The following is a 26,118-nucleotide window of genomic DNA, read 5'->3' as shown; positions in this document are numbered from 1 at the left end:
CAGCAGTAGGCGGGGGTGTCGCATCCTTATTCGCGGACGTAGAACCGCAACGTCGCGTAAGCGGTCAGGCTCGACATCACCACGCCGATGATGACCAGCCACGGCGCCACGAACAGCACGTCCGAGATCTCGATCTTGGCGAGGATGTTGACCCCGTACAGGTCCTCGAGGGCCTTATCGAAGAACAGCACCTTGGCCCCGAAGAGTCCGCCGACCGCCAGCAACGAACCCACCAGTGTCGCGATCACCGCCTCGAGCAGAAATGGCAGCTGGGTGTACCAGCGGGTGGCACCCACCAACCGCATGATGCCCACCTCGGTTCGGCGGGTGTAAGCGGCCACCTGCACGGTGTTCGCGATCAGCAGGATCGCGGCGATCGCCTGGACGAGGGCGATCGTGAATGCGGCGTTGCGCGCGCCGTCGAGCACGCTGAAGATCCGGCTCACCAGTTCCCGCTGGTCCAGCACGCTGTCCACGCCTTCGGCGTCGCGGAACTCGTCGAGCACGGCTCCGAACTTGTCCGGATCGGCCATGCGGACCTTGAACGACGCGGGCAAGGTGTCCTCGCGGACCAGCGCGGCGATGTCCGGGTTGTTGGCGAAGGTCTTGGTCGTGGCGTCACGGAATGCCGCGGCCCGGTCGATGTACTGCACCGAGTCGACCCCGTCGGCCGCCTCGATCTGTTCCCGCAGCGTCAGGCACGGCGCGCTCTGGCAGTTCGGGTCGGCATCTGTGACCTCATCGGAGATGAAGATCTGCATCTCCACCCGATCGAGGAAGATTTCCTGGGTCTTGTCGGCCATCTGGACCACCATCAGACCGGCACCGAACATGCCAAGGGTGATTGCAGTGGTGATGATCATGGCCATGGTCATGGTGATATTGCGGCGCAGTCCGTTGAGGACCTCGCTCAATATGAAACTCGCACGCATGTGAGTTGGGGTGTCCTCCCGGTCGGGACTGCAGAAACGAAAGTCTTGAGGGTGAGACTGCTACTCAGCCGCCGAGGCCGTACACGCCGTGCTCGTCGTCGCGGGCGAGGCGTCCGTTGCTGAACTCGAGGACCCGGCGGCGCATCGAATCGACGATCGCCCGGTCATGGGTTGCCATCACCACGGTGGTTCCGCGGCGGTTCACCCGGTCGAGGACCTCGACGATCTCGCGACTGGTGTCGGGATCGAGGTTTCCGGTCGGCTCGTCGGCGAGCAGGAGCAGCGGCCGGTTCGCGATGGCGCGGGCTATCGCCACGCGCTGCATCTCGCCACCAGATAGCTCGTACGGCATGCGGTCGGCCTTGCCGGACAGCCCGACGTATTCGAGGACCTCGGGCACCACCTTGTCGACGGTGCTGCGCGGCTTTCCGATGACCTCGAGGGCAAATGCCACGTTCTCGGCCACCGACTTCTGCTGCAACAGCCGGAAGTCCTGGAATACACATCCGACCGACTGCCGGAGCTTCGGCACCTTCCGGCTGGGCAGCTTGTTGACGTGGAAGTCGCCGACGTAGACATCACCCGTGGTGGGTTTGTCTTCTTTCAGCAGCAGCCGAAAGAACGTCGACTTGCCCGAGCCGGAGGGCCCGATGAGAAACGTGAAATCGCCTTTGTCGACGTCGAGGGACAAATCCCGCAGTGCGGGCCGGGTCGATGCCTTGTACTGCATCGTCACATTCTTGACGCTGATCACGGTCTGCCAGTGTAACCACGGATGTGCCACAAACCGCTCAGGCGTGCCCGGCGGGGCCGGACACAGTTCCCGACAGCCCGATTCACGGGGCGATACTCATCGTCGGTAATTCCAGTCCGGGCAGGAGTCCGCGGGTCGACTCCGACGTGGACGCCGGCGGCGGCACCGTTTGGGTCTGCGGACCGTTTCGCTCTTGCTCTGTCGTCTCGACGGTCTGATCGGTCTCGGGGGTCGTGGTGGTCGACTGTTCTTGCGTGGACTCCGGCGTTTCGCTGTACTCCGGTTCCGGCACGGGGGTCTCGGTTACCGGAGTGGTGGTTCGCGGCTGTTGCACCTGCTCTACCCTGGCCTGACGGTCTTGCTCGTCCACCTGCGCATAGTGGTCGGACCGCTGGCCGTACAGGACGAGCGCGGCGAGGAACAGCACACCGAGGACCACGGTGGTGGTCCGGACCTTCCCGTGGAACAACCGTGGCGGAATGCGTTCCCACAGCGACTTTTTCGGTTCGGCCGGCTGTGCGGCAGTGGGGTTGGTCGGCGTCTCGTCGCTCATCGGCTTGCCTCCTCGGCAGCGGCGGGATCCACCGCGCTGGTTTCGATGACCGATCCGGGAGCGAGCGCGATACCGGCCCGGCTGAACGCCCGAACGAGCCGCGATCGCAGGTCCCGACTGACCTCGAACTGGCGGCCGGGCAATGTTCGCGCCACGATCCGCACGGTCACCGTGTCGACCTCGATGTCGATGACGCCCATCGCGGTCGGTTCGTCGAGCAGCAACTTGCCCATGCGGGCGTCGCTGAACGCCTGCTCCCCGATCTGGGCGATCAGGTCGTTGACCCGGCCCATGTCGACCCCGATCGGTAGCGGGATGTCGACAACCGACCTGGCCCAGTCCTTCGACAGGTTGACGGCCTTCACGATCTGCCCGTTGGGAATCGTGATCATCTCACCGTCCGCCGAGCGCAGCTTGGTGATCCGCAGGGTGACATCTTCGACGGTGCCCTCTGCCGGTTCCGCGGAACCCACGATCGCCAGACTGACGACGTCACCGAATCCGTACTGCTTCTCGGTGATGATGAAAAATCCCGAGAGCAGGTCCTGCACGATGCGCTGCGCACCGAAACCGAGAGCCGCGCCGAGCACTGTTGCCGGCGCCACGAACCCGGTGATGGGCACGCCGAGCTCACGGACGATGCTGAAACCGGCGATGATGTAGACGATCGCGATGGCACCCCACGCGATCACCTGCGCAACGGAATGGCGATGTTTGATGGCTTCCGATCGCACCAGGGCGTCGGATTCGGCGAAGCCCGCGTCGATCCGGGTGGTGATCTTGTTGACCATCCACTGGATGAACCGGGTCACCAACAGAGCACCGACCACCCACAGCAGGATCGATAGCCCCTGCAGGGACAGCCATCGGATCAAGCGATCCGATCCGGCCAGACCGTCCGGGGAAGCCGTGACAAGCGCATTGAAGTCATGCATCAATCGGGTGGTCCTCCAGGTCGTGTGATGGCGGCGGCGGCTGCTGCGTGATCTCCGACGATCGGGTAGCCGTCAGATTCAGGCGCTCGCGTTCTGCGCCATCCTCCACCGGATACCCGACTCGATGAATCCGTCGATGTCACCATCGAGCACCGCAGTCGGGTTGTTGACCTCGTACTCGGTCCGCAGGTCTTTGACCATCTGGTACGGATGCAGCACATATGACCGCATCTGGTTGCCCCAGCTGGACCCGCCGTCGCCCTTGAGAGCGTCCATCTCGGCGCGCTCTTCTTTGCGTTTACGTTCGAGAAGCTTTGCCTGCAGCACGCGCATGGCGGCTGCCTTGTTCTGCAATTGGCTCTTCTCGTTCTGACAAGTCACCACGATACCGGTCGGAATGTGTGTGAGCCGTACAGCGGAGTCCGTAGTGTTCACAGACTGCCCACCGGGGCCGGACGATCGGTAAACATCAACGCGCAGTTCGGTTTCCGGGATGTCGATATGATCTGTGGTTTCGACCACAGGTAGCACCTCGACCTCGGCAAACGACGTCTGGCGACGCCCTTGGTTGTCGAACGGGCTGATCCGCACCAACCGGTGGGTCCCCATTTCGATGGAGAGTGTGCCGTACATGTACGGCCCCTTCACGGCGAACGTCGCGGACTTGAGGCCGGCCTCTTCGGCGTAAGAGGTGTCGTAGACCTCCACCTTGTGATCGTGCTTCTCGGCCCAGCGGATGTACATGCGCATCAGCATCTCGGCCCAGTCGGCGGCGTCCACACCACCGGCGCCGGACCGGATGTTGACGAGCGCATCACGGTGGTCGTACTCACCGGCGAGCATGGTCTTGACTTCCATCGCCTCGATGTCGGCGCGCAGTGAGGCACGCTCGGCATCGGCATCGGCGAGCGCCTCGACCTGGGAGTCGCCTTCTTCGGATTCGGCCAGCTCATAGAGCAGCGGCATGTCCTCGACACGCTGGCGCAATTCGGAGACGCGCCGCAATTCGGTCTGCGCGTGCGAGAGCTCGCTGGTCACTTTCTGGGCGTGATCCTGGTTGTTCCACAGTTCCGGATCAGCGGCCTGATGCTCGAGTTCGTCGATCCGTCGCCGGAGCTCCTCGAGATCGAGAACCTTCTCCACTGTGGTCAGGGTCGAATCGAGGGCGTCGATGTCTGCTGAAACGTCTGGATGCACGGTCACTCAGGCTACCGGTCTTGGGGACAGAGTCCTATCTGCGTAGTTCTCAGTCTTTGCGCAGGTTGGGTCCGGCGCCGCCGGGTTCGTCACCGATCGGGCCGGCGATCTCCCACGTCGACTCGGCTTTGCCCGGCTTGTAGGTCACCGGGATCTCGTCCCCGATCGACGGCCAACTCATCGCCATGGTGACCACAAAACGGCCGTAGACGTCGGTCGGAGATGTGTCCGGGCCGGTGATGGTTCCCGAGACCGTACAGAAGACCTGGTTGTTCTTGTCCCCTTCGACGGGTTTGTCGGACACCCCCGTCACCTTCAACGTGCCCGGCACCCGGTTCACAAAACGTGGGTCTCCTGGCGCGCCGCCGGTGGGCCGGCCCGGACGCGAACGCCGCCACTGGACGAGGACGGCGCCGAGCATCGCCGCGAACATGAGGATGATGATGATCTCGAACATGGCCGGTTGGCTCCTGAGATGGTGGGGTCGGTGGGTTCCAGGTTAGTGCCGGGTAGCGTGGCAAACCGTGACCGACTCAAGTGGCCTGCCGAACGCTTCGAGCGACCTGGAGCTCGCGTTGTCGCTGGCCGAGCTCGCCGACATCATCACCATCGACCGGTTCGGCGCCATGGATCTGCAGGTTGATTCCAAACCCGATCTGACGCCGGTTTCCGATGCCGATCTGGCGGTCGAGACAAGCCTGCGCAATGAACTCCAGCAGATTCGGCCCGATGACGCGGTCCTCGGTGAAGAGTTCGGTGGCGATGTGGCCTTGACCGGACGCCAGTGGGTGATCGATCCGATCGACGGCACCAAGAACTTCGTCCGCGGCGTTCCGGTGTGGGCGACCCTGATCTCACTGCTCGTCGACGGGGTTCCCCAGGTCGGAGTTGTCAGCGCACCGGCGCTCGGCCGCCGATGGTGGGCCAGTGCCGGCGACGGTGCCTTCGCCCAGTCCCCCGACGGTTCGGTCCGGCGTATCCAGGTGTCGCAGGTGTCCGACCTCGCCTCCGCGAGCCTGGCCTTCTCGAGTCTGTCGGGCTGGCGCGACCGGGGTATCCGTGATGAGTTCATCGATCTGACCGACACTGTCTGGCGGGTCCGGGGCTACGGCGACTTCTACAACTACTGCCTGGTCGCCGAAGGTGCGGTGGACGTCGCCGCCGAGCCCGAGGTGTCGCTGTGGGACCTGGCCGCGCTCGACATCCTGGTTCGCGAGGCCGGCGGCACGTTCACCGGACTCGACGGGATCGCCGGGCCACACCGGGGCAGCGCCGTCGCCTCCAACGGGATCCTGCAGCTGAAGGTTCTGGCGGCGCTGACGCCTGCCTGATTCCTACTTGGTGCCCATCCGAGGCGCATACTTGATCTCATGCAGATCACACATTTTGGGCATTCCTGCATCCTCGTCGAACTCGACGGCACCAAGGTTCTGTTCGATCCGGGCAACTTCTCGCACGGATTCACCGGTGTCACCGACCTCGACGCCATCTTGATCACCCATCAGCATCCCGATCACGTCGACGTGGCGGCATTGCCGGATCTGGTGGCAGGCAACCCCGATGCGGTCCTGTACGCCGATCCGCAGACCACTGCGCAGCTCAACGGCGACGACGTCGCAGGTACGTGGACCGCCGCCCACCCGGGCGATGAGTTCGCCATCGGCGCACTCACCGCACGTATCGCAGGCGGCACCCACGCGGTGATCCACCCGGACATCCCCACCATCGACAACGTCGCATACCTGCTGGGCGACAACAAGAATCCGGCCCAGCTCATGCATCCGGGCGATTCGCTGTTCATCCCGGACGAGAAGGTCGACGTACTGGCGATGCCTGCGATGGCTCCGTGGATGAAGATCAGCGAGGCCATTGATTACCTCCGCTCGGTGAGCCCGCGCCTGAGTTTCCCGATCCATCAGGGCCTGCTGTCGAATGTCGGACTGAAGTTGCACTATGCGCGGCTGTCCGAAATGAGCGATCCGGCAACCGAATTCATCGTCCTCCCGGACCAGGACGCACTGACACTCACCTAGGCGGCGATCCTCGCTACGCGATGTCGGGGAAGATCCCGGTGCCGGCGAGTTGATCGATCACGCGGGCAATCCCGTAGAGCACCCAGAGTGCTACGGCGGCGATCACGATGGGATTGCGCAGAGCCCGAACGATCGGTGCCATCGGGCGCTTCCGCACTTGCAATACGGCAACCGCGATCACAAATGCGGCGACAGCGATCAAGCTGATCGGGCCGAAGAGGTTGTACGAGAAGGCGTCGGCAAAGTGTCCGTGTGCCGCAGCGGTCCAACTGCGGGTCAAACCACAACCGGGACAAGGCAGACCGGTGACCAGCCGCATCGGGCAGAGCGTGGGACCGGACGTGCTCAGCGCCGGGGTGACGGCGAATGCCGTGACGATCGCCGCGGCACCGACACCGGCCGCGACCCGAACAGCTCGTTCGGGTCGCCGTCGGGTCGGCAAGGCCGTCACTTCAGCGGCAGGCCGTCCGAGTCGGGAACCTTGCGCATCGCGATGAGCACGATGTCGATGAGCGTCCATATGCCCAGCCCACCACAGGTGAGGAGCTTGGCAACTCCCAGGCCGGTGTATCCGAGGTAGAAGCGGTCGATACCGAATCCACCCACGAACACCGAGATCAGCAGGGCGGTCAGCCACTCCTTGGAGGAGAACAGACCGGGCACCTGCGACACCGGGAACCAGCTGCTGGTCTGGGTACGAATCTGGGTCTCGGGCTTGACCTGACCGGAGCGGACCAACCCGGCCAGATCCTGGTAGCCCATCGGGCCCTGTTCCTGACCGAACAGCGAAACGATGAATGTGTCGTTCTGGGGGCCGCCCACTGGCTGGGGCGGCTGCGGCGAGAAGCCGGGAGGAGGTTGCGTCATGAGGGGAAGGCTATGACACCGGACGGGTGTAGATCGGAACCACGCGAAAATTTGGCTTGATTGAATGACGCCCGGAGACACCCCACGTGAGCAGCGACGATATGAAGAATGCTTCATGCGTGCGACGAGCCATCTAACCGCTCGGCTCAGGCGGGCGCGATGACACCCCGGTCGCCGATCTCGGCACGGACATCGATCACTCTCCCGGACAGCAACCAGCCAGACGGTCCGCGACGCCACTCGTCCCGGTATTCGCCGAGACATTCGTACGTCACCCCGGCACGATCTCCGAGGCCGCAGTGAAAGGCCCGGAAGTACGATCGCGTTCCTGCCGCGTCACCGTCGATCTCGATCTCGATGTTGCCGAGCATGTGTTGAGTGGCACCGCAGACGTCGAGGTGGGAGCGAACGCGGGCGACCACCTCGGCGGCCCCGGTCCGGCCGTAGGCCACGGCGTCCTCCGCGAGCGCCGCGGCGAAACCCGGCCAGTCCTTCGCGTCGAGCAGGGTGGCCACGTGGTGCAGACTGTCGATGATCTGGAAGCGATCGCGAAGAGGCTCGTGCATGGCTTCATCTTCCTCGGCGAGCTGGTGAAGCCGGTGCGGCTGTCCCGCTCATCGAGACGTTTTCGGGTGCATCCGACGAGGTGGATCCACTGCGCCTGCCACAGCACCGCCGTCCCAGGTGCCGGCAAACCAGGCGAAAGCGAAGGGGCGTGACAAACGACCTTACTCCGGAGTAAGGTCGTTCTTACTGTTGAGTAAGATCAACTGTGTCCGGGCACCGTCCGGACAGCAGCCACGCCCACACACGCACGAGACAAGCTGGTGAGAATGAGTACTCATACCGAGCCCCGCGACACGTCCGCTGTTGGCAAGAACCCCCGTCGACGCTCCGCAATCGGTACCGCTATGCGCGTGCTGACCACGGTGACGGGCTCTGAGTTCGCCGACAAGTACAAGATTCGCGAGCCACTCAACCGAATTGCGTACGAGGGCACCAAAACCGGATTCAAGACGATCGGTGCCGCGAACCGCGCATTTGCCGCAGCGCAGGGCGGCGGCAAGGCCAAGCGCCTGGCCACCACCCCCAAGGACTACTTCAACCTGTATCCCGATGACGAACAGAAGATGATCGCGGACACCGTCAAGGAGTTCGCAATCGAAATCCTGCGGCCTGCCGCCTACGACGCCGATGCCGCCGCCGCCACTCCTGCGGAAATCCTCACCCGCAGTGCCGAATTGGGCATCACCATGGTGAATGTCCCCGAGGAGTTCGACGGCGCCGCCAGCGAGCGCGGTGTGGTCACCAACTCACTGGTCGCCGAAGCGATGGCGTACGGCGACATGGGCCTGGCGCTGCCGCTCCTCGCCCCGAGCGGTGTGGCCACCACTCTCACGCAGTTCGGCAGCGATGCCCAGCAGAAGACCTACCTGCCCGCCTACGCCGGCGCGAATGTGCCCCAGTCGGCGGTTGTCATCGCCGAGCCGCGGCCACTGTTCGACGCTCTGTCGCCTGCGACCAAGGCAACTCGCGTACCGAGCGGATACCGGCTCAACGGAGTGAAGTCGTTTGTCCCGGCCGCCGGTTCGTCGGAGCTGTTCATCATCGGCGCACAACTCGATGGCCGGCCCGCGCTGTTCATCGTCGAGTCCGGCACCAATGGCCTTGTCGTAGAAGCCGATCCGGGTATGGGCGTCCGCGCCGCCGGAATGGGCCGACTGCTGCTGACCGACGTCACCGTGCCCACCGGTGCCTTGCTCGGTGAAGAAGAGGGCGAGGCCGCCTACAACGCCTACCGCGACGTCGTCCGGCTCTCGCGCCTGGGCTGGTCATCGCTGGCTGTCGGCACCGCACATGCGGTTCTCGACTACGTCATCCCGTATGTCAACGAGCGTGAGGCGTTCGGCGAACCGATCTCCAATCGCCAGGCCGTGGCATTCATGGTGGCCAACATGGCAACCGAGCTCGACTCGATCCGCCTGGTGACCCTGCGCGGGGCCGCCCGCGCCGAGCAGGGCTTGTCGTTTGCGCGCGAGGCCGCCCTGGCCCGCAAGCTCACCGCCGACAAGGGCATGCAGATCGGTTCGGACGGTGTGCAGTTGCTCGGCGGACACGGATTCACGAAGGAGCATCCGGTGGAACGCTGGTTCCGCGACCTGCGCGGCGCCGCCATCGGCGAAGGCATCGTTGTCCTCTAGGGACACCGCCCACGCCTCCCCCATTCGCCCCTGACGTCACCTTCTCCACGTCTACGACGTCGACTTTCACCGAAAGACAACAGATATGGCTATCAATCTCGAGCTTCCCCGGAAGCTGAACGCGACGGTCGATCAGGCCCACCAGGCCGCTGCCCAGATCTTCCGGCCCATCTCCCGCAAGTACGACCTGCGTGAGCACGACTACCCGGTCGAACTCGACACCCTCGCCAGCCTGTACGACGGCTTGTCCGAGGCCGGCGCAGCAGGCGCGGGCGCCGACGGCGGCCGCAGCCAGAAGAAGGACAAGAAAGAACTCCCTGCGGGCGCGGTTGTCAACGGCGGCAACATGCAGTCGGTGCTCAATGCACTCGAAACCTGCTGGGGCGACGCCGGAATGATGTTGACGATCCCTTACCAGGGCCTGGGCAACGCAGCGATCGCCGCAGTGGCAACCGATGAGCAGATCGCCAAGTTCGGCAAAGTATGGGCCGCGATGGCCATCACGGAACCGAGTTTCGGATCCGATTCGGCCGCCGTGTCCACCACGGCCACCCGCGACGGCGACGACTACCTCATCAACGGTGAGAAGATCTTCGTCACGGCCGGCTCACGCGCCAGCCACATCGTGGTCTGGGCAACGGTCGACAAGAGCCTGGGCCGCGCGGCCATCAAGAGCTTTGTGGTGCCGCGCGAGAGCGAAGGCCTCACAGTGGTGCGCCTCGAGCACAAGCTCGGCATCAGGGTTTCCGACACCGCCGTGTTGCGCTTCGACAACGTCCGGGTGCCGGCCGAAAACCTGCTCGGTTCACCAGAAGTCGATGTCAAGAAGGGCTTTGGCGGGGTCATGCAGACCTTCGACAACACCCGACCACTGGTGGCCGCGATGGCCGTCGGTGTCACCCGCGCCGCACTCGAAGAGCTGCGCAGGCTGCTCGAAGAAGCCGGCGTCGAGATCGACTACGACAAGCCGGTCAACAACCAGCACGCCGCGGCCGCCGAGTTCATCCGCATGGAGGCGGATTACGAAGCCGCGTACCTGCATTCGCTGCGGGCAGCCTGGATGGCCGACAACAAGGAGCCGAACTCCAAAGAGGCTTCGATGTCCAAGGCCAAGGCCGGTCGCACCGTCACCGACGTCACCACCAAGACGGTGGAACTCGCCGGCACCTTGGGCTATTCAGAGCGGCTCCTGCTCGAGAAGTGGGCCCGCGACTCGAAGATCCTCGACATCTTCGAGGGCACACAGCAGATCCAGAACCTGATCATCGCCCGCCGGGTTCTCGGCAAGAGCAGCGCCCAACTCAAGTAGGCACCCGGCGAGCTCACCACTCGCACATCAGAGAGTCCCGCGGCATCGAGGGGTTGCCTGCGGGGCTCTCTGCGCTCTGGGGCCCAACGACTTTCGGCGCTGTGACCGAATCCGGCATACCCGGCGCCATAATTGTGTTCCCCGTCACAATCTTCGTTCAATCAGGCAATTGAAATCGACGCGTTTTCTCCCGACTGACCTGCGCGGACCCAAACCGCATGCAGCACTGGTCTTTTAGCGCTGAAACACCACCAGCGTGACCTTTCCGTGATCCACCCGTACTGTCGCCACGTGCTCAGGACGACCTGGGCATGTCAACGGAAAATCACCGATCCCCTGCTGCCCGAAATCCGGGGAGCTGCGGTGCGAGGAGGAAACCAATGACCGATATTCGTAAGCTTGCCGTCCGGACCGCTGTGACCGGCGCGCTGACCCTGGCGCCGTTGGGCGCTTTTGCCGCCAACGCCTCAGCGGAGGGTGAGCACAACTGGGACGCTGTCGCCCAGTGCGAGAGCAGCGGCGACTGGGCGATCAACACCGGCAACGGCTACTACGGCGGACTGCAGTTCTCCCAGTCCACCTGGGAGGCCAACGGCGGTGTCGGCAGCGCCTCCGACAACAGTCGCGAAGAACAGATCCGCGTGGCCGAGAACGTCCTTGCCACTCAGGGTGCCGGCGCATGGCCGGTCTGCGGACAGAATCTCTAAGCCTGAGCAGAACTGTGGGTCACCGCCGGAGCCGAACGCCTGGCTCCGGCGGTGACGATCACCCGGTGTACGAACTCCAGTTTGCGGACCACCGGCTCTGAGATCGTGAACGGGTACAGATCGCCCTTGCCCATCGACTGGTTGATCCGGTTGAACACGTCGGACAGGATGTGCCAGTCCCCGAGCAACTCGTCGATACCGGCACCCGAATAGTCAGTGCGGGGTACGACATCGGCCGCCGGCTTCCACCGCACCCGGTCGGCGTGCACGGCCAACCCGGATTCGGATGCCGTCGCCAACGTGTCCGTGATGTGCAGGTAGTGGGCAAAGCATTCGGCGAAGTCCTCCCACGGATGCATCGTCGCGTACTCGGAGATGTACGACTGCTCCCAGCCCTGTGGAGCCCCAAACCTGTAGTGCCGGTTCATCGCATCGGCGTAACTCGTTCGCTCGTCCCCGAAGAGGGTTCGGCATTCGTCGATCATCGGACCGTTTTCCACCAAGATGCTCTGGTAGTAATGGCCGACCTCGTGGCGGAAATGGCCGAGCATCGTCCGATACGGTTCACCGAGGCGCACCCGCAACGATTCTCGGTGCGCGTCAAGTGATTCAGCGAGGTCGATGGTGATCACACCACCGGCATGCCCGATCACCACCGGGGTACCCGACGTTCGGCTCGAGAGCAGATCGAAGGCCAGTCCACCGTCATGTCGATAGTAGGGCTCAACCGGAAGGTTCAGGTCGAGCAACTGAAAAAGCAACCGGCGCAATGACTTCGCCGTCTGCGCCAATTTCTCCAGAGCCAGGGTGTCGTCGGCGTCCGGCCGAGTGCGGATGAAGGATCCAGCAAAACACTGTCCACTGCCGGAATCGTCGGCAACGAGCCAGTTGCACTCCCACGCCCAGTTCGAGCATCGCAACAGTCGGGTGCCGTCGACCGTGACCGAGTCACCGGGGATGGCAACAAGTCGCATCGAGGGCAGGTGGAACGCCAGCGGTACCTGACAGGTGGGGCAGCTCTGTGCCTCGAACGGGGCTGGTCCCCCGCACTCGGGACAGTCGAAAGCACGCATATCCACAGCCTGGCACACCGTGTCCGGTTTGGTGCGGCACATCGACGATCACAACGTGAACATCAACCAAACCACCGCAATCATCGACGGGCTGTTCACCCCGCAGGTGATCTGCGGTGTCGGACGCACCGAATCCGAACTCGCCACCGCCGTCGCCGGCGTGCGGACGCTGCTGGCCTTCTACGGCTCCACACCGGCCTATCGGCCCGTCCCGGAGGTGGCCGGATGCCCGAGCTCCAGGGCACACTCCAAACGCTTGCCAGGACCGGTGACCACCCGCGGATGTTCGACCTCATCGACGACGACGGGTCAGGACCTACCCCCGGAACACCGGCGAGACCTGGTCGACGCACTCCACAACGGTTGGTCCCGGCTGCAGAGGCCTACAGATCAGTCCTCGTCGTCGATCACGTGCACGGCGGCTTCTTCGGCCGAGGCCGCCCCGCCATCGATACCGGCGTCGGTCGCCACCCGTTCCTGGATGTCGTGGACCGCGGTGCCTTCGTCGGGGGCGACCAACCGTCCGGCCCGCCGATTTCCGACCTCATAGTCAACGGGGAACTCCGGATCCGAATCGAACTCGTCACTGCGCCAGTCTTCTTTTTGCTTCTCCGGCTGGTAGGCCTTCGAGGCGGGATCGGGCTCTTCCTCGGCCAGATGTTGGGCCAGACTCTCACCGGCGGCCTGTTCGGCGGGGGTCAGACCGAACTTGTCCGTCCCCAGCGGTCGTTCCGGCGGTGAGTAGCCCTCATCGAGGATGTCGTCGACACCGCGGTAGTCGAGGGTGTCTTCAGGCTGGAGCTGATCGTCCTCGTCCAGGCTGTACTCGCCGGTCGAACCTTCCGGCGTGCCGTCAGGAATGTTGGTCATCTACCCACGATGCCACCAGGATCGGCGCCGCGCATCCTTCCCACCGATCGCGCTCCGCAAGCAGCGCGGTCGCGAAAAGAATGCGCGCTTGGAAATGCAACGCAAGAGGCCCTCGAGACATTGTCTCGAGGGCCTCTTGACCTTCGTAGCGGGGACAGGATTTGAACCTGCGACCTCTGGGTTATGAGCCCAGCGAGCTACCGAGCTGCTCCACCCCGCGGTGTGAATACAACGTTACAGGCCAGTGCATCTGAAACCAAATCGCCTTATCTACCAACGTAAGAGGCCCACAACCGTGGCGGCGGTGATACTCGACTGATGCTCGATGAGTACCTCGTTCCCGCCTGCGCCGGTGTTGCTGCCGGCCTGGGTGTCGCCATGCCATTGGGCGCGGTCCGGACAAAGCAAGAGGCCCTCGAGACATTGTCTCGAGGGCCTCTTGACCTTCGTAGCGGGGACAGGATTTGAACCTGCGACCTCTGGGTTATGAGCCCAGCGAGCTACCGAGCTGCTCCACCCCGCGGTGTGAATACAACGTTACAGGCCGGTCCTTCCAGCTCCAAATCGCCGGCCTGTAACGCGCATCACCTGCCTTGAACTGCGCGAACGCTAGCTCGTGGGCAATGCCTCATAATCTGAAATGGCCGCCTGCAGATCAGACTGCGCCTTTCCGTAGGCGGTGAAGTCGCCCGACTTCATCGCCTCCTCCATCGCACCGATCGCCGTATTCATCCGATTGACGACCGCATCGCGCTCGGGTGAGGCAGGAACGGCTCCCTGAGTGTTCCCCGGCGCCGGTGTCTGCTCCGGCGTTGCCGATGTCTGTCCCTCCGGCTGCGGAGTGGTCGGTTCGACGTCGGCCTCGGATATGTCGGCCACCGACGACGGATCGATCCCGACGCCCCTGAGGGCACCGGCAACCGTCGGTGCGTACCCGATCTTGTTGTTGTACCGAACGATCACCCTGAACAGTCGCGGGAAGGTACCCGCGGTGCTCTTCGCCTGGGCGTACATCGGGACCACGCTCAAGATGCCGTTGTCGCCCACCGGCAATGTCAGCAGGTTGCCGAACGTGACATTCGCGGTGTTCTCGAGGTTCTTACGACTCTCGGCGACGCGACCATCGGTCTCCATCGCACTGAAAACCTGTTTCGGACCCTCACGTTGGGTATTCGCCGGCAACGTCTTGATGGTCATCTGCCCATAGTTCTTGGGATCAGACGAGACGGTCAGATAGGCCGACAGGAACTCCTGCTTCAAGACGTTGAACACCGAGGTCAACTGGAACGACGGCTCCTTGGACTCCGGATCGGCCGCGACGAAGTAGTACGGCGGCTGATCGAGGCCCTGCGTGACTGCCGCGCTGTCGGTGGGATCAGCAGGCACCGACCAGAATGCGTCGCCCTGGAAGAACGTCTGAGGGCTGTCCACGTGGTACTTGGTCAGCAGCGACCGCTGGATCTTGAACAGATCCTCCGGGTACCGCACGTGCTCGCTCAAACTGACGTTCTTGTCGAACTCGGCGCGCGACTCGACGGAGTCGGGGAAGACCTTCATCCAGGTCTTGAGTACCGGATCCTGTTCGTCGAACTGGTAGAGCTTGACCTCGCCGGAATATGCATCAACCGTCGCCTTGACGGAGTTGCGTACGTAGGAGATCTGCTTGTTGACCTGTGATCGACCCGTCTGGCCCTGATTCAGTTCCTGCGCATCAGAAGTCGCATCGTCCAGCGACATCTTCTGTGCGTACGGGTAGGCATCGAGGGTGGTGTAACCGTCGACGATCCACTTGACCGAACCGTCCGCCATCACGGCGGGATAAGTCTTGGAATCGACGGTGAGCCACGGCGCCGCCTTCTTCACCCGGTCGCGAGGGTCACGGTTGTAGATGATCTTCGAGTCTTTGTTGATCGCACCGGACAGCAGGATGTTGCGTTCGGTGTATTTGATCGAGTACGCCATCCGATTGAACCAATTCGACAGCGGCACACCGGCATCACCCTGATAGGTGTATGTCGAGTCGGCCGTGTCGAACTCCCGCGCCTGGCCGTTGTCCGAACCGACGATCGCGTAATCGGGGTTGACCTTGGCGATGAGCTCGCCGAAGTAGATCCTCGGCTGGGAGACCTGGATCGGGGCGGTCTTCTTGTATTCCTCGGTCTGGTAGTTGGTCAGGTCGCTGACGTAGAACACCGGCTCGCCGCCACCGCTGGTGACATCGTTCTCGTTCGAAACCGCTTCGTTGACGGTGTTTGCCGGCGCGGCGATGAATCCCTGGCCGTGGGTGTACACGGTGTGCTTGTTGAGCCAGTTCTGCTGGTTTGCCTCAAACTTGCTCGGATCGAGCTCTCGCGCCGCGACCACGAAATCGCGCAGCTGACCGTCGACCGTGTACCGGTCCAGAGCCAGTTGACTGGGGAATCCGTAGAAGTTCTGCTGCCGCTTGAGCTGGGTGAATGCCGGCGACACGATATTCGGATCGAGGATTCGAATGTTGGACAGGGTCGGCTCGTCCTGATCGACCTGCGTCTGGTTGACCGGCTGACCGGTCCAGTTCTCTTGGTAGTTGATCTTGTCCGCACCGATGCCATACGCCTGCTCGGTGGCCGTGATGTTACGGCTGATGAACTCGGCTTCTTTTTCTGCCGCGTTCGGCTTGACCGAGAACTGTTCCATCGCCGCGGGCCAGCCGACACCGATGACCAGTGCCGAGAGCAGCATCATCGCGGTTGCCAGTGCCGGGATACGCAGATCCCGCAGCACCACACCGGCAAAGAATGCCAGTGCACAGATGATCGCGATCGCCATCAGGATCAGCTTCGACGGCAGCACCGCATTGATGTCGGTGAAGCTGGCGCCGGTGAAGATCTCTTGCTTTCGGGTGCTGCTGAGCAGGGTGTACCGATCGAGCCAGTAGGCAACCGCCTTGAGCAGCAAGAAGGTTCCGGCGATGACCGCGAGCTGGACGCGGGCCGCGTTGGTGAGCGATCCCCCACGTCCGGCCAGGCGGATCCCGCCAAAGATGTAGTGGGTCACCAGGTTCACGATGAACGCGATCACCACGATGACGAACAGGAAGTTCAGCACAAACCGGTAGAACGGCAGATCGAATGCGTAGAAACCGACGTCGAGTCCGAACTGCGGGTCCTTGATCCCGAACGACTCACCGTGCAGGAACACCTGGATCGTCGCCCACGAACCCTGTGCCACCAGACCGGCGAGAAGACCGACCAGGACGGACGGGATGATCGCGAACCAGCGGATCCGGCTCATCACGACCGTGCGGTAGCGGGCGATCGGATCTCCCGGCCCGCTGGTCGGCACAAAGACCGGCCGACTGCGGTATGCGAGCCAGAGCGCGCCGAAGACGATCAGACCGGCGATGACGGCACTGATCGCGAACACCGCGATGCGCGTCCAGATGATCTTGGAGAACACCGACTGATAGCCGATGTCGTCGAACCACAGCCAGTCGGTGTAGATCGAGATGAACCTCGGACCCACCAACAAGATCAGCAGTACGGCTACTGCGACTGCGATGAGCGCCTTGCTACGTCGCGACAGCGATGGCATCGCTGCCGGACCCCGGATTCCCACGTGAACTACTCCCAGCTTTTTGCCGGACGCACCGCGGCCGGTCCTTGACGAACACTTTACTTATCGAAAAACCGCAGTCGGCAGGTGGTTATAGCCGGGGGCTACTGCGGGCGGCCCGCAAGTACTGTGCATTCGCTTAGAACACTACCTATCCCTGCGCAGACCGGCTTCGACGGCGAACTTCCGACGGTTTGTGTGGTTCTTGTCACTGCCAACGGACGATCCACCACACCGGTTCCCGAGGCATTGCATAAAAGCCCCGTCGGCAATGCGACTATGGAGTTGTGACCGACTCGCAGCCACCCATCCTCTCCCCTGATGCCTTGGGCAGCGCGATCCGCGAGGTGATCGAGTTCGTCGATGCCGCCGGCTGGGGACAACCTCCGCAGCTGTTCGCCCTCGTGCCCACCGCGCTGCTCGCCGACACCCAACCCGACTGGGTCGACGACCACGACACCTCCGAATTGACGCTCATCGAGCAGGAGCCCCTGCCGGTCTCCCCCGAAAGCGGGATGGCCGAGCTCGAACACGTCCTGGCCACCACCAGCTGGCCGTCCGAGGTCGAAGGATGTGCGCTGGTCCAGGAGATCATCGTGTTGCCGCCCGAGGCGCAGCACGACCTCGACGACGCCGTCGGGCCCCTGGTGTCCGACCCCGATTCCGGCGATCACGTCGCCCGCAGCGCTGCCGAAGCCCTCCCCGACAGCCGGACCGCACGATTGGCTGCCGCGGTCCTCCGCGACGGCAGGTCTCTGTGTCTGCTGCAACTGGCACCGGACGACGACGAACAATCTGACGGACCGATAGAACTGCTGCAACATCCGGAGCTGGCACCGAATCTGGTTGCCGCACTGGCCGCGACGCTCGAAAACGTCCCGTTCGACGACTGATCGGTCAAACATCGTCCCCACCAGCGGGTTCGGACGGTAACGGGTTCGGAGGGCAACACGCCCTCCGGAGCCCGTCAGGGGCCTGATCCGGGCCCGAATCCGATCAGCAGGTCGGCGGGGTCCTGCCGGCGTCGATATCTGCCAACGCGTTGATCGCGTCGGGGAGGGTGTCGACCTTGACCAGGGTCAATCCATCCGGGGCATCGGTCTTGGCTTCGGCGCAGTTTCCGGACGGGACCAGGAACGCGGTGGCGCCGGCATCTCGCGCGGCACGCATCTTGTGGAGAATCCCGCCGATCTCCCCGACATCGCCCGACGAATCGATTGTGCCGGTGCCTGCGATGAACTCGCCGCCGTTGAGCTCACCGGGACTGAGCTTGTCGATGATGGCCAGGGTCAGCATCAGGCCCGCCGACGGTCCCCCGATGTCGCCGACATCGAAGTTGATGTCCAGGTTGGGATCACCATTTTGTTCTGACAACGTGATCCCCAGAATCCCCTTGGTCTCGTCTTTGGGATCCGGCTGCAGCATCACCATCTCGGTCACGGGCTGACCGTCGCGGATGAGGTCGATGGTGACCGGGGTTCCCGGCGGAATCTCGGCGAGCGCCTCACGCAGCGCCACGGACGTGGCGACCGAGGTGCCGTTGATCGCAATGATCTCGTCACCGGACTGCAGCTTGCCGACGGACGGGCCGTCTTCGGCGACACCGGCGACCTCGAGGTCGATGGGACGGTCGAGATAGTCCAACGCGGCGATGGTGGCCGAGTTCTCCGACCCCGTCATCTGCTGGCGGTTCTCTTTGTCGACCTCTTCGTTGGACCTACCCGGCGGATAAACCCGGTCACGCGGCTGCAGTTCGTCGTCGCCCGACACCCACAGGCCGATCGCCTGGAACAGGGTCAGGCCGTCGGTCACCGACACCGTCGTGAGGTTGAGGTTGCCTTTGGTCGGATCCAGATCGGCGCCGGTGATGTTCACCACCTCGCGGCCGTCCACGGATCCCAGGGTGTTGACGGTCGGACCCGGACCGAGCGCCACAAAGGGCACCTTCACGAGAGTTCCGATCAGGACGAACACGATCAGGAATGCCATTGCGACCAAGAGGGTGACAATCCGCCGGTATCCCGGACCGATTCTGAGGGACTGCAGTTTCACCAGCCCAGCGTAGAGGGTCGGCGCCCCGGGACCCCGCCCCACCGGGCCGCCGGTTGACCGGCTGCCCCGGTTTCGCGCAGAGCTGATCATGACGTTCGGGGTACCGACCGATTCGCCGGTACCGTGGAGGCATGAATGACTTGCCCTTCGGTTTCTCCCCTTCGTCCGGCGACGACGGGGATGGTGATCCTGGCAAGAAGCCCGGTGACTTCGATCCGAACCAGCTCGGCCAGATGCTCTCGCAGCTCGGGCAGATGCTGTCGGGCATGGGCGCGGGCATGGGTTCAGGTGGCACCGGCGAACCGGTCAACTACCAGGTCGCGACGAGCCTTGCCCGCCAGCAGATCGGCAAGCACTCCCCTGTCAGTCAGGGTGAGCTGTCGGCGATCACCGACTCCGTGCGCCTGGCCGAGGTGTGGCTCGACAACGTGACCACTCTGCCTGCCGGGGTCACCACCACCGAGGCGTGGACGTCCGTCGACTGGCTCGAGAAGACGCTGCCGATGTGGAAGTCGCTGTGCAATCCGGTGGCCGAACAGATCGCAGGCAGCTGGTCGACGAACCTTCCGGACGAGGCGAAACAGTTCGCCGGTCCGATGATGGGCATGGTCAGCCAGATGGGCAGCATGGCTTTCGGGACCCAGCTGGGTCAGGGCCTCGGCCAGCTCGCCAAGGAGGTCCTCACCTCCACCGACATCGGTCTTCCGTTGGCGCCCACCGGAACCGCGGTTCTGCTGCCCGAGGCGATCAACGCCTTCAGCGAGGGCCTCGAACAACCAAGCCAAGAGATCATTGTCTTCCTCGCCGCCCGCGAAGCCGCGCACGTCCGGCTGTTCTCCCACGTGCCCTGGCTGCGCCAGCGACTGCTCGCGACGGTCGAGGAGTACGCCCGCGGGATCAGCATCGACTTCTCCGGCATCCAGGACGCGGCCGCAGGCATCGACCCCGCCACCCTGCTGTCGGATCCGAGCAAGCTCGAAGAGTTGATGTCCGGTGGCGCGGCGTTCGAACCGAAGACCACCCCGCAGCAGCAACACGCACTCACCCGCCTCGAAACGCTCCTCGCATTGATCGAGGGTTGGGTCGAAACGGTCGTGTCCCAGGCACTTTCCGATCGGATCCCGTCGGTGGCCGCACTGACCGAGACCATGCGTCGCAGGCGCGCCACCGGCGGTCCGGCCGAGGAGACCTTTGCCACGCTGATCGGACTGGAACTGCGCCCGCGCAAGCTCCGCGAAGCCGCCGACCTGTGGCGCAAGCTGGCCGAGTCCTCAGATGTCGAGACCCGCGACGGCGTCTGGGCACATCCGGATCTGATGCCCGATGCCGATGATCTCGATCATCCCGCTGCTTTCATCGACCGGGTGATCGGCGGCGGCAGCCACGCGTTCGACGATCCGATGGCCCAGCTCGAGAAGACCATCGCCGACGAGGCCCGCAAGCGCGAAGAAGAAGGCAAGGGTCCGGCAGACGGCGACACCCCCACCGCCTGATGGACCGCCAATCCTGATCAAACGCCGACAGGCCGCGTTTCGGCTGGTCCCGGCCCCGAAAACCTGTGGATAACCCGCCGCTGACGGGCGCCCGGACGGTCACCGGTCTGGTTCGGTGTTGCCATGACACTCGCGCCTTTGCCGCTGCTCCGCGCCGGAGCGGTGATCTTGCTCCGGCCCGGCGGCCGTATCCAGGTCGGATACGACCCCGACCGGGCAGTGATCATCGACCCGCCCGCACATGTTGTCCCGGACCGGCTTGCTGCGCTGTTGCGGTCGTTGACGGGTCCACAGCCCCCCGAGGACACCGCCGCCCGGGCAGCGGCGGCGGGACTGACGGCCGACGAGGTCCGCGAGCTGCTCGATGCGCTGGTCGACGCCGGTACCGCCCACCACAGCAGATCTGCGATCACACCGATGCAGATCAGGATCCATGGTGCCGGCCCACTCGCCGACGCAACGGCGAACGCGCTTGCCCAGCCGGAGTTCTCGGTTGTGCAGTCGGTCCGGCGGCCACGATTGTTCGACGGCGAGGTCGATCCGATCACCCACGAGGACCGGATGGTCACCTGGGCCACGGATCTGGTGATCCTGACCGACTTCCTCAGTCACGATCCGTGGCTGGTGTCGTGTCTGATGCGGCACCGGATCCCACACCTGATGGTCCGTCTACGCGACGGGACCGGGGTGATCGGTCCGATGGTGTTGCCCGGGCTGTCGAGTTGTCTGCACTGTGCCGACCATCACCGCCGCGATCGGGACCGGGACTGGCCGATCGTCAGTGCCCAGCTTCTGGGTCAGAGCGGCTGGGCCGGGTCGGCAACGATCGCCGGAACCGCCGCGATCGTGCAGGCCGAGGTCGAACACGTGGCAGCGGCAACCCGTCCCGATCGGCGCGGCACCCAACCGCTTCCTGCACCGACCAGCCTCGACGCCACCATCGAGTTCCGTGCGGACCCGTCATCGCTTGTCATCCGGGGCTGGTCACCACATCCATTGTGCGGCTGTCGGCTACCGCAATGAACCAACAGTCGTCCACTAAGCTCGGGTCCATCGGAAAGGGGAAACTCAATGGCTGAGATCACACGCGGCGGGGCGCGGCGAAACGCCAAGCTCGCCGCGCTTCCGTTAGGGGTGGCGGGACGAGCAGCGTCGGGCTTCGGTAAGCGGCTCGCAGGTGGGGACAAAGACGAGATCACCGCGGACATGATGGAAAAGGCCGCGCAGCAGCTGTTTGCAGTACTCGGCGAGCTCAAGGGTGGGGCGATGAAGGTCGGGCAGGCGCTCTCCATCATGGAGGCCGCGATTCCCGAGGAGTTCGGGGAGCCCTTCCGCGACGCGCTGACCAAGCTGCAGGCCGAGGCACCGCCCTTGCCGACCGACAAGGTGCACGCGGTCCTGGACAACCAACTGGGCACCAAATGGCGTGAGCGGTTCAAGGATTTCTCCGATGAACCGGCCGCGTCCGCGTCGATCGGCCAGGTACACAAGGCGATCTGGCACGACGGACGCGAAGTGGCCGTCAAGGTTCAGTACCCGGGCGCGGATCACGCGCTCAAGGCCGACCTGAAAACGCTGTCGCGGATGACCGGCCTGCTCAAACGACTCTCCCCCGGCACCGACGTGAAGTCGATGATGGATGAGCTGATCGAGCGCACCGAGGACGAGCTCAACTACACCCTCGAGGCGAACAACCAGCGGGCCTTTGCCAAGGCCTTTGCAGGCGACCCGAACTTCGTGGTTCCGCGCGTAGTTGCCTCTGCGCCGAAAGTTGTTGTCTCCGAGTGGATCGACGGCACACCGATGTCGAAGGTGATCAAGAACGGCACCGTGGACGAACGCAACGACGCCGCCGCCAAGATGACCGAGTTCGAGGTCAGTTCGCCCAGTCGTGTCGGTTTGGTCCACGGCGATCCACATCCGGGCAACTTCCAGTTCCTCGCGGACGGCCGTATGGCGATCCTCGACTTCGGCGCCGTTGGCCACTACCCGGACGGACTGCCTGCGGCCACCGGGCCGATCCTTCGTCTGTGCCGCGACAAGAAATACGACGAGCTCAAAGAAGAAATGGTGCGCGCGAACTTCATTCAGCGTTCGCACCAGGACAAGGTGACCCCCGCCGACCTCGAGGCGTATCTGCGCCCGTACGTCGATCCGCTCTACAGCGAGTCGTTCCACTTCACCCGGAAATGGTTGCAGCGCGCCGCGGGTGCCGCCTCCGACCCGCGCGGTGACGTCTACAAGACCTCACGAAACCTGAACTGTCCCAAAGAGTTTGTGATGGTGTTCCGGGTGCTCGGCGGATGTGTGGGCATCGCAGCCCAACTCGACGCCGAAGCGCCCTACCGCGCCATCATGGAGAAGTGGGTTCCCGGCCTGACCGAATAGGGCTTACACAGCAAAGAGCGGGCGGACACAAGAGTTCTTGTGCCCGCCCGCTTTTCGCATACGGAAGGGGAATTGTCATGCCGCGGCCTGATTCTTGCGCGGTCGGCCACGAGGACGCTTGCGTGCGATGACGACGCCCTGATCAAAGATCTCGCCACCCCAGACGCCCCACGGCTCGGCGCGTTCGAGCGCTTCGGCCAGGCATTCGCGCCGCAGCGGGCAGTCGATGCACAGCGCCTTGGCCTGCTCGAGTTCTCCAGGGTTCTCAGAGAACCACAGGTCGCTGTCCACCATCTGGCACGGAAGCTCCGTTTTGGATGCATCCAGTGCGAGTCCGCAGGCCCCGATACTGTTGTCGCCGGACCTGTTGTCACGGTATGACTCGAGTAACTCGGTCATTGGGGTTCCTCCACTGTCGAATGTGCTGCTCGGATTGATTTGGGACCCGGGCCTCGACTGTGGTGGAACAAGCATTGTTCTCAGATCACAAAAGAGGCCACGGTTTCGCTGTTGCGATTCGCCGTGGCCTCATCTGGAGTCTGAACTGTGTCAGATCTCTATTCGTTGAGAGAACACGGGAAACGCGTGGCGGGCTCGGCGACGGACTGCTACCACCGTCGGCGGCATGAACGCCGGAATTGCTGCTGTCATAGCCAGGAATTCCGGCTTGATGGCGGCGGCGTGCGCAGTATGAACAGCCTTCGGGCGGGCAGCGAGGGGCGGTTCGCGATGCCATGAGGCACATGCCGTGACGGCATGGTCGACTGCTCTCTCGGCGTTGTAAAAATCAATCATCGAACCTCTCCTCTCCTGCTCCTCTGCGCGACCGCAGTCGCGCATGGTGTTGTTCGCTGTGTCACACAATGATGTTGTCCACAGTAGGGGCTGCCCAGAAAACGCACAACCTATTTTTGACCTGCGGTTTTCCCACCCCGGACAAGCGTGAGGATGTCTTCCCCGTATTGATCGAGCTTCTTCTGCCCGATCCCCTGGATGCCGACCAATGCCGTGACATCGCCGGGTTGCTGTTCGGCAATCGCGATCAGCGTGTTGTCGGTGAACACCACGTATGCGGGAACCTTTTGCTCCTTGGCCCGTCCGCTGCGCCACTCCTTGAGCGCGAGCAACAACCCTTCGTCAAGGTCTGAGGGGCATCGTTCACATCGCCCCAGCAGCGTTGCGGTCTTGCCCAACAACGGTTTTCCACAGACCCGGCACTTGGGGCCGGAGCGTGTTCGTTTGGGCTCGGCGATCTTCGAGGCCGGCGAATCGTCGGGTACCAGATTGATCACAAAGCGAGAGCGACGCCGAGAGGCCCGGCCACCCTCGTTCCGCGACAACGCCCACGACAGCTGCAGGTGCTCCCGCGCACGGGTGACACCCACGTACAGCAGCCGACGTTCTTCTTCGATGGCGTCGTCACCTGCCTTGATGGCCTGACTGATCGGCATCGAGCCGTCGACCAGGCCCACCAGGAAAACCGCATCCCACTCCAGGCCCTTGGCGGCGTGCAGTGAGGACAGCGTCACTCCCTGAACCGTCGGTGGATGCCTGGCCTCGGCTCGCGCGGCGAGCTCGCGGGACAGCTCGGTGAGGGTCAGGTCGGCGTTCTCTGCCAGCATGTCCTCGGTCATCGTCACCAGCGCCCGCAGGGACTCCCAGCGCTCGCGGGCCTGTGCACCGGCGGGCGGCTCTTCGGTCAGGCCCAGTGGGACCAGGATCGCCCGAAGGAGCGTGAGCGTCTGCGCTTCGGCGGGCAGATCATCGCGCTGTGCGGTCTGGCTGACCGCCCGCATCGCCTGCCTGATCTCCGACCGCGAGAAGAACGCCTCGCCACCTCGCACCTGGTACGGGATGCCTGCGGCGGTCAGCGCCTGCTCATGTGCCTCGGACTGGGCGTTGATCCGGTACAGGATCGCGATCTCCGAACCGGGCACACCGGACTTCATCAACCGTTTGATCGAGCGGGCGACGGCTTTCGCCTCGGCCGGTTCGTCATCGTATTCGGCGAAGTCGGGTTGCGGACCGGGATCTCGCTGCCCGATCAACTGCAGGCGCGTGCCTGCGATCCGCCCATGCGCGGCCCCGATGACGCTGTTGGCCAGCTCCACCACCTGCGGGGTGGACCGGTAGTCGCGCTCGAGGCGGACCACCGTCGCGTCCGGGAACCGCCGCGAGAAATCCAGCAGATAACGGGGTGTGGCCCCGGTGAACGAGTAGATGGTCTGGTTGGCGTCACCGACCACGGTCAGATCGTCGCGTGGCCCCAGCCAGGCGTTGAGCAGCGACTGCTGCGCCGGGGTGACGTCCTGGTACTCGTCGACGACAAAACAGCGGTAGCGATCCCGGAACTCCTCGGCGATCACCGGATGATCGTCGAGGATGGCCCGCGTCATCAGCAGCAGATCGTCGAAGTCGAGGAGCTGATCGCCCGCCGGAGAGACCTTCGCCTGCTCGTAACGCTCGTAGACCAGTGCCACCTGCTCGGCCGGGATGGGTGACTCACGACGGCTTTTGGCCACCGCCGCCGGGTAGTCCGACGGCCCGATCAACGAGCCCTTGGCCCATTCGATCTCCGAGATGAGATCGCGCAACGATTCGGTGGTGGTCGGCGCTCCGACGGCCCGCGCCGCGCGGGAGACCACGGGAAACTTGTTGTCGAGCAGCTCCCACTGGTTTTCACCGATGGCCTGCGGCCAGAAGTACCGCAGCTGACGCATTGCGGCGGCGTGGAATGTCAACGCCTGCACCGCATTTCCCTGTCCGGAGATACCCAGGGAACGGAGTCGGGTGCGCATTTCACCGGCGGCGCGTGAGGTGAAGGTGACGGCCAGGACCTGACTGGCCCGCACATGCCCATCGCCGACCAGATGCGCGATCCGGCGCGTGATGGTGCGGGTCTTGCCTGTGCCTGCGCCGGCCAGGACACAGACGGGCCCGCGGGGTGCGAGCACAGCGGCCTGCTGCTGCGGGTCAAGTGAGGCATCCATGGCGATCAGTATCCCAACGGCCACCGACAGACGTTCGGCCGGACGGTCTCGCACCAACTCGACCCGGCTCAGCGGGGACATCAGCCGGCTCCGCCGGGGACATCAGGCCGGCTCCGCCGGGGACATCGAGGTGGGTACGGGAACACCGTCGGCCCTCGTGATGTTATGTA

At 64.0% G+C, this 26,118-nt stretch carries 24 protein-coding genes and 2 tRNA genes; 9 read left to right on the top strand and 17 right to left on the bottom strand.

Features of this window, described 5'->3' with window-relative positions; translation table 11 throughout:
* Positions 1–26: 26 nt before the first annotated feature.
* The 6 genes from ftsX to AC1TPF_RS09955 all read right to left on the bottom strand — a co-directional run bounded on the left by ftsX (position 27) and on the right by AC1TPF_RS09955 (position 4,828).
* Positions 27–932 carry a permease-like cell division protein FtsX gene (gene ftsX / locus AC1TPF_RS09980; RefSeq protein ID WP_482135294.1) on the bottom strand — a complete coding sequence of 302 codons (906 nt, stop codon included), beginning with the start codon at positions 930–932 and terminating at the stop codon, positions 27–29.
* Between the two features lie 64 nt (positions 933–996).
* Positions 997–1,686 (bottom strand): cell division ATP-binding protein FtsE, encoded by a 690-nt coding sequence (gene ftsE, locus AC1TPF_RS09975; RefSeq protein ID WP_482135295.1) that lies wholly within the window; start codon positions 1,684–1,686, stop codon positions 997–999.
* A gap of 82 nt (positions 1,687–1,768) precedes the next feature.
* Positions 1,769–2,239 carry an Rv3103c transmembrane domain-containing protein gene (locus tag AC1TPF_RS09970; protein WP_482135296.1) on the bottom strand — a complete coding sequence of 157 codons (471 nt, stop codon included), beginning with the start codon at positions 2,237–2,239 and terminating at the stop codon, positions 1,769–1,771.
* On the bottom strand, positions 2,236–3,174 hold the full coding sequence (locus tag AC1TPF_RS09965) for a mechanosensitive ion channel family protein (RefSeq protein ID WP_482135297.1): 939 nt from the start codon (positions 3,172–3,174) through the stop codon (positions 2,236–2,238). Before AC1TPF_RS09965 ends, AC1TPF_RS09970 begins: the two co-directional genes overlap by 4 nt.
* A 78-nt stretch (positions 3,175–3,252) precedes the next feature.
* A complete protein-coding gene (gene prfB, locus AC1TPF_RS09960; protein WP_482137229.1) occupies positions 3,253–4,371 on the bottom strand; it encodes a peptide chain release factor 2 in 1,119 nt (372 codons plus the stop codon).
* A gap of 49 nt (positions 4,372–4,420) precedes the next feature.
* A complete protein-coding gene (locus AC1TPF_RS09955; RefSeq protein ID WP_482135298.1) occupies positions 4,421–4,828 on the bottom strand; it encodes a hypothetical protein in 408 nt (135 codons plus the stop codon).
* A gap of 67 nt (positions 4,829–4,895) precedes the next feature.
* Between AC1TPF_RS09955 and hisN the strand changes: the two genes are divergently transcribed.
* Complete coding sequence (hisN, locus tag AC1TPF_RS09950) at positions 4,896–5,702, top strand: histidinol-phosphatase (RefSeq protein WP_482143665.1); 807 nt, start codon at positions 4,896–4,898, stop codon at positions 5,700–5,702.
* Positions 5,703–5,741: 39 nt separating this feature from the next.
* On the top strand, positions 5,742–6,404 hold the full coding sequence (locus tag AC1TPF_RS09945; protein ID WP_482143664.1) for an MBL fold metallo-hydrolase: 663 nt from the start codon (positions 5,742–5,744) through the stop codon (positions 6,402–6,404).
* 13 nt (positions 6,405–6,417) lie between these two features.
* Here the strand turns inward: AC1TPF_RS09945 and AC1TPF_RS09940 are convergent, their stop codons facing one another.
* The 3 genes from AC1TPF_RS09940 to AC1TPF_RS09930 all read right to left on the bottom strand — a co-directional run bounded on the left by AC1TPF_RS09940 (position 6,418) and on the right by AC1TPF_RS09930 (position 7,837).
* Complete coding sequence (locus tag AC1TPF_RS09940) at positions 6,418–6,855, bottom strand: DUF2752 domain-containing protein (protein WP_482143662.1); 438 nt, start codon at positions 6,853–6,855, stop codon at positions 6,418–6,420.
* Entirely contained in the window at positions 6,852–7,271 is a 420-nt protein-coding gene (locus tag AC1TPF_RS09935; protein WP_482143661.1) for an NINE protein, read from the bottom strand. The genes AC1TPF_RS09940 and AC1TPF_RS09935 overlap by 4 nt, the downstream gene beginning before the upstream one ends.
* Before the next feature lie 146 nt (positions 7,272–7,417).
* Positions 7,418–7,837, bottom strand: coding sequence for a nuclear transport factor 2 family protein (locus AC1TPF_RS09930; RefSeq protein WP_482135303.1), 420 nt, complete (start codon positions 7,835–7,837; stop codon positions 7,418–7,420).
* A gap of 267 nt (positions 7,838–8,104) precedes the next feature.
* Between AC1TPF_RS09930 and AC1TPF_RS09925 the strand changes: the two genes are divergently transcribed.
* From AC1TPF_RS09925 to AC1TPF_RS09915, 3 genes are all read left to right on the top strand, one after another.
* Entirely contained in the window at positions 8,105–9,472 is a 1,368-nt protein-coding gene (locus AC1TPF_RS09925) for an acyl-CoA dehydrogenase family protein (protein WP_482143659.1), read from the top strand.
* A gap of 85 nt (positions 9,473–9,557) precedes the next feature.
* A complete protein-coding gene (locus tag AC1TPF_RS09920; RefSeq protein ID WP_482135305.1) occupies positions 9,558–10,781 on the top strand; it encodes an acyl-CoA dehydrogenase family protein in 1,224 nt (407 codons plus the stop codon).
* Between the two features lie 380 nt (positions 10,782–11,161).
* A complete protein-coding gene (locus tag AC1TPF_RS09915; protein ID WP_482135306.1) occupies positions 11,162–11,488 on the top strand; it encodes a transglycosylase family protein in 327 nt (108 codons plus the stop codon).
* Here AC1TPF_RS09915 and AC1TPF_RS09910 read toward each other — a convergent pair.
* The 5 genes from AC1TPF_RS09910 to AC1TPF_RS09890 all read right to left on the bottom strand — a co-directional run bounded on the left by AC1TPF_RS09910 (position 11,485) and on the right by AC1TPF_RS09890 (position 17,028).
* Positions 11,485–12,561: a zinc-binding metallopeptidase family protein gene (locus AC1TPF_RS09910; protein ID WP_482135307.1), complete on the bottom strand. Its 1,077-nt coding sequence runs from the start codon at positions 12,559–12,561 to the stop codon at positions 11,485–11,487. The genes AC1TPF_RS09915 and AC1TPF_RS09910 overlap by 4 nt on opposite strands.
* A 390-nt stretch (positions 12,562–12,951) precedes the next feature.
* Entirely contained in the window at positions 12,952–13,431 is a 480-nt protein-coding gene (locus AC1TPF_RS09905; protein ID WP_482135308.1) for a DUF5709 domain-containing protein, read from the bottom strand.
* A gap of 146 nt (positions 13,432–13,577) precedes the next feature.
* Positions 13,578–13,651 (bottom strand) — tRNA-Met (locus tag AC1TPF_RS09900).
* A 229-nt stretch (positions 13,652–13,880) separates the two neighbouring features.
* Positions 13,881–13,954: transfer RNA gene (locus tag AC1TPF_RS09895), tRNA-Met, on the bottom strand.
* An 86-nt stretch (positions 13,955–14,040) separates the two neighbouring features.
* Entirely contained in the window at positions 14,041–17,028 is a 2,988-nt protein-coding gene (locus AC1TPF_RS09890; protein ID WP_482135309.1) for a UPF0182 family protein, read from the bottom strand.
* Positions 17,029–17,312: 284 nt separating this feature from the next.
* Between AC1TPF_RS09890 and AC1TPF_RS09885 the strand changes: the two genes are divergently transcribed.
* Entirely contained in the window at positions 17,313–17,918 is a 606-nt protein-coding gene (locus AC1TPF_RS09885; protein WP_482135310.1) for a PPA1309 family protein, read from the top strand.
* 103 nt (positions 17,919–18,021) lie between these two features.
* On the opposite strand, the gene AC1TPF_RS09880 is transcribed toward AC1TPF_RS09885, so the two are convergent.
* Complete coding sequence (locus AC1TPF_RS09880; protein WP_482143657.1) at positions 18,022–19,077, bottom strand: YlbL family protein; 1,056 nt, start codon at positions 19,075–19,077, stop codon at positions 18,022–18,024.
* 131 nt (positions 19,078–19,208) lie between these two features.
* On the opposite strand from AC1TPF_RS09880, the gene AC1TPF_RS09875 reads away from it, so the two are divergent.
* The 3 genes from AC1TPF_RS09875 (at position 19,209) to AC1TPF_RS09865 (ending at position 22,958) form a co-directional block, all read left to right on the top strand.
* Positions 19,209–20,570: a zinc-dependent metalloprotease gene (locus tag AC1TPF_RS09875; protein WP_482135312.1), complete on the top strand. Its 1,362-nt coding sequence runs from the start codon at positions 19,209–19,211 to the stop codon at positions 20,568–20,570.
* 123 nt (positions 20,571–20,693) lie between these two features.
* Complete coding sequence (locus tag AC1TPF_RS09870; RefSeq protein WP_482135313.1) at positions 20,694–21,593, top strand: hypothetical protein; 900 nt, start codon at positions 20,694–20,696, stop codon at positions 21,591–21,593.
* Positions 21,594–21,641: 48 nt separating this feature from the next.
* A complete protein-coding gene (locus AC1TPF_RS09865; RefSeq protein ID WP_482135314.1) occupies positions 21,642–22,958 on the top strand; it encodes an ABC1 kinase family protein in 1,317 nt (438 codons plus the stop codon).
* A gap of 75 nt (positions 22,959–23,033) precedes the next feature.
* Here the strand turns inward: AC1TPF_RS09865 and AC1TPF_RS09860 are convergent, their stop codons facing one another.
* Entirely contained in the window at positions 23,034–23,357 is a 324-nt protein-coding gene (locus AC1TPF_RS09860; protein WP_482135315.1) for a WhiB family transcriptional regulator, read from the bottom strand.
* 506 nt (positions 23,358–23,863) lie between these two features.
* Positions 23,864–25,948, bottom strand: coding sequence for an ATP-dependent DNA helicase UvrD2 (locus AC1TPF_RS09855; protein WP_482137230.1), 2,085 nt, complete (start codon positions 25,946–25,948; stop codon positions 23,864–23,866).
* Between the last annotated feature and the right edge of the window lie 170 nt (positions 25,949–26,118).

It is taken from the genome of Williamsia sp. Y853 (genome assembly GCF_056786495.1).
The sequence above is the reverse complement of the archived record's forward strand: the minus strand, read 5'-3'. Positions and strand labels throughout refer to the sequence as shown.

Bases quoted from the DNA above. Each gene is read 5' to 3' on its own strand.
- ftsX (WP_482135294.1), bottom strand. From the start codon at position 932: ATGCGTGCGAGTTTCATATTGAGCGAGGTCCTCAACGGACTGCGCCGC.
- AC1TPF_RS09970 (WP_482135296.1), bottom strand. From the start codon at position 2,239: ATGAGCGACGAGACGCCGACCAACCCCACTGCCGCACAGCCGGCCGAA.
- AC1TPF_RS09965 (WP_482135297.1), bottom strand. From the start codon at position 3,174: ATGCATGACTTCAATGCGCTTGTCACGGCTTCCCCGGACGGTCTGGCC.
- AC1TPF_RS09955 (WP_482135298.1), bottom strand. From the start codon at position 4,828: ATGTTCGAGATCATCATCATCCTCATGTTCGCGGCGATGCTCGGCGCC.
- AC1TPF_RS09945 (WP_482143664.1), top strand. From the start codon at position 5,742: ATGCAGATCACACATTTTGGGCATTCCTGCATCCTCGTCGAACTCGAC.
- AC1TPF_RS09935 (WP_482143661.1), bottom strand. From the start codon at position 7,271: ATGACGCAACCTCCTCCCGGCTTCTCGCCGCAGCCGCCCCAGCCAGTG.
- AC1TPF_RS09930 (WP_482135303.1), bottom strand. From the start codon at position 7,837: ATGCACGAGCCTCTTCGCGATCGCTTCCAGATCATCGACAGTCTGCAC.
- AC1TPF_RS09925 (WP_482143659.1), top strand. From the start codon at position 8,105: ATGAGTACTCATACCGAGCCCCGCGACACGTCCGCTGTTGGCAAGAAC.
- AC1TPF_RS09920 (WP_482135305.1), top strand. From the start codon at position 9,558: ATGGCTATCAATCTCGAGCTTCCCCGGAAGCTGAACGCGACGGTCGAT.
- AC1TPF_RS09915 (WP_482135306.1), top strand. From the start codon at position 11,162: ATGACCGATATTCGTAAGCTTGCCGTCCGGACCGCTGTGACCGGCGCG.
- AC1TPF_RS09910 (WP_482135307.1), bottom strand. From the start codon at position 12,561: ATGCGTGCTTTCGACTGTCCCGAGTGCGGGGGACCAGCCCCGTTCGAG.
- AC1TPF_RS09905 (WP_482135308.1), bottom strand. From the start codon at position 13,431: ATGACCAACATTCCTGACGGCACGCCGGAAGGTTCGACCGGCGAGTAC.
- AC1TPF_RS09875 (WP_482135312.1), top strand. From the start codon at position 19,209: ATGAATGACTTGCCCTTCGGTTTCTCCCCTTCGTCCGGCGACGACGGG.
- AC1TPF_RS09870 (WP_482135313.1), top strand. From the start codon at position 20,694: ATGACACTCGCGCCTTTGCCGCTGCTCCGCGCCGGAGCGGTGATCTTG.
- AC1TPF_RS09865 (WP_482135314.1), top strand. From the start codon at position 21,642: ATGGCTGAGATCACACGCGGCGGGGCGCGGCGAAACGCCAAGCTCGCC.
- AC1TPF_RS09860 (WP_482135315.1), bottom strand. From the start codon at position 23,357: ATGACCGAGTTACTCGAGTCATACCGTGACAACAGGTCCGGCGACAAC.
- AC1TPF_RS09855 (WP_482137230.1), bottom strand. From the start codon at position 25,948: ATGGATGCCTCACTTGACCCGCAGCAGCAGGCCGCTGTGCTCGCACCC.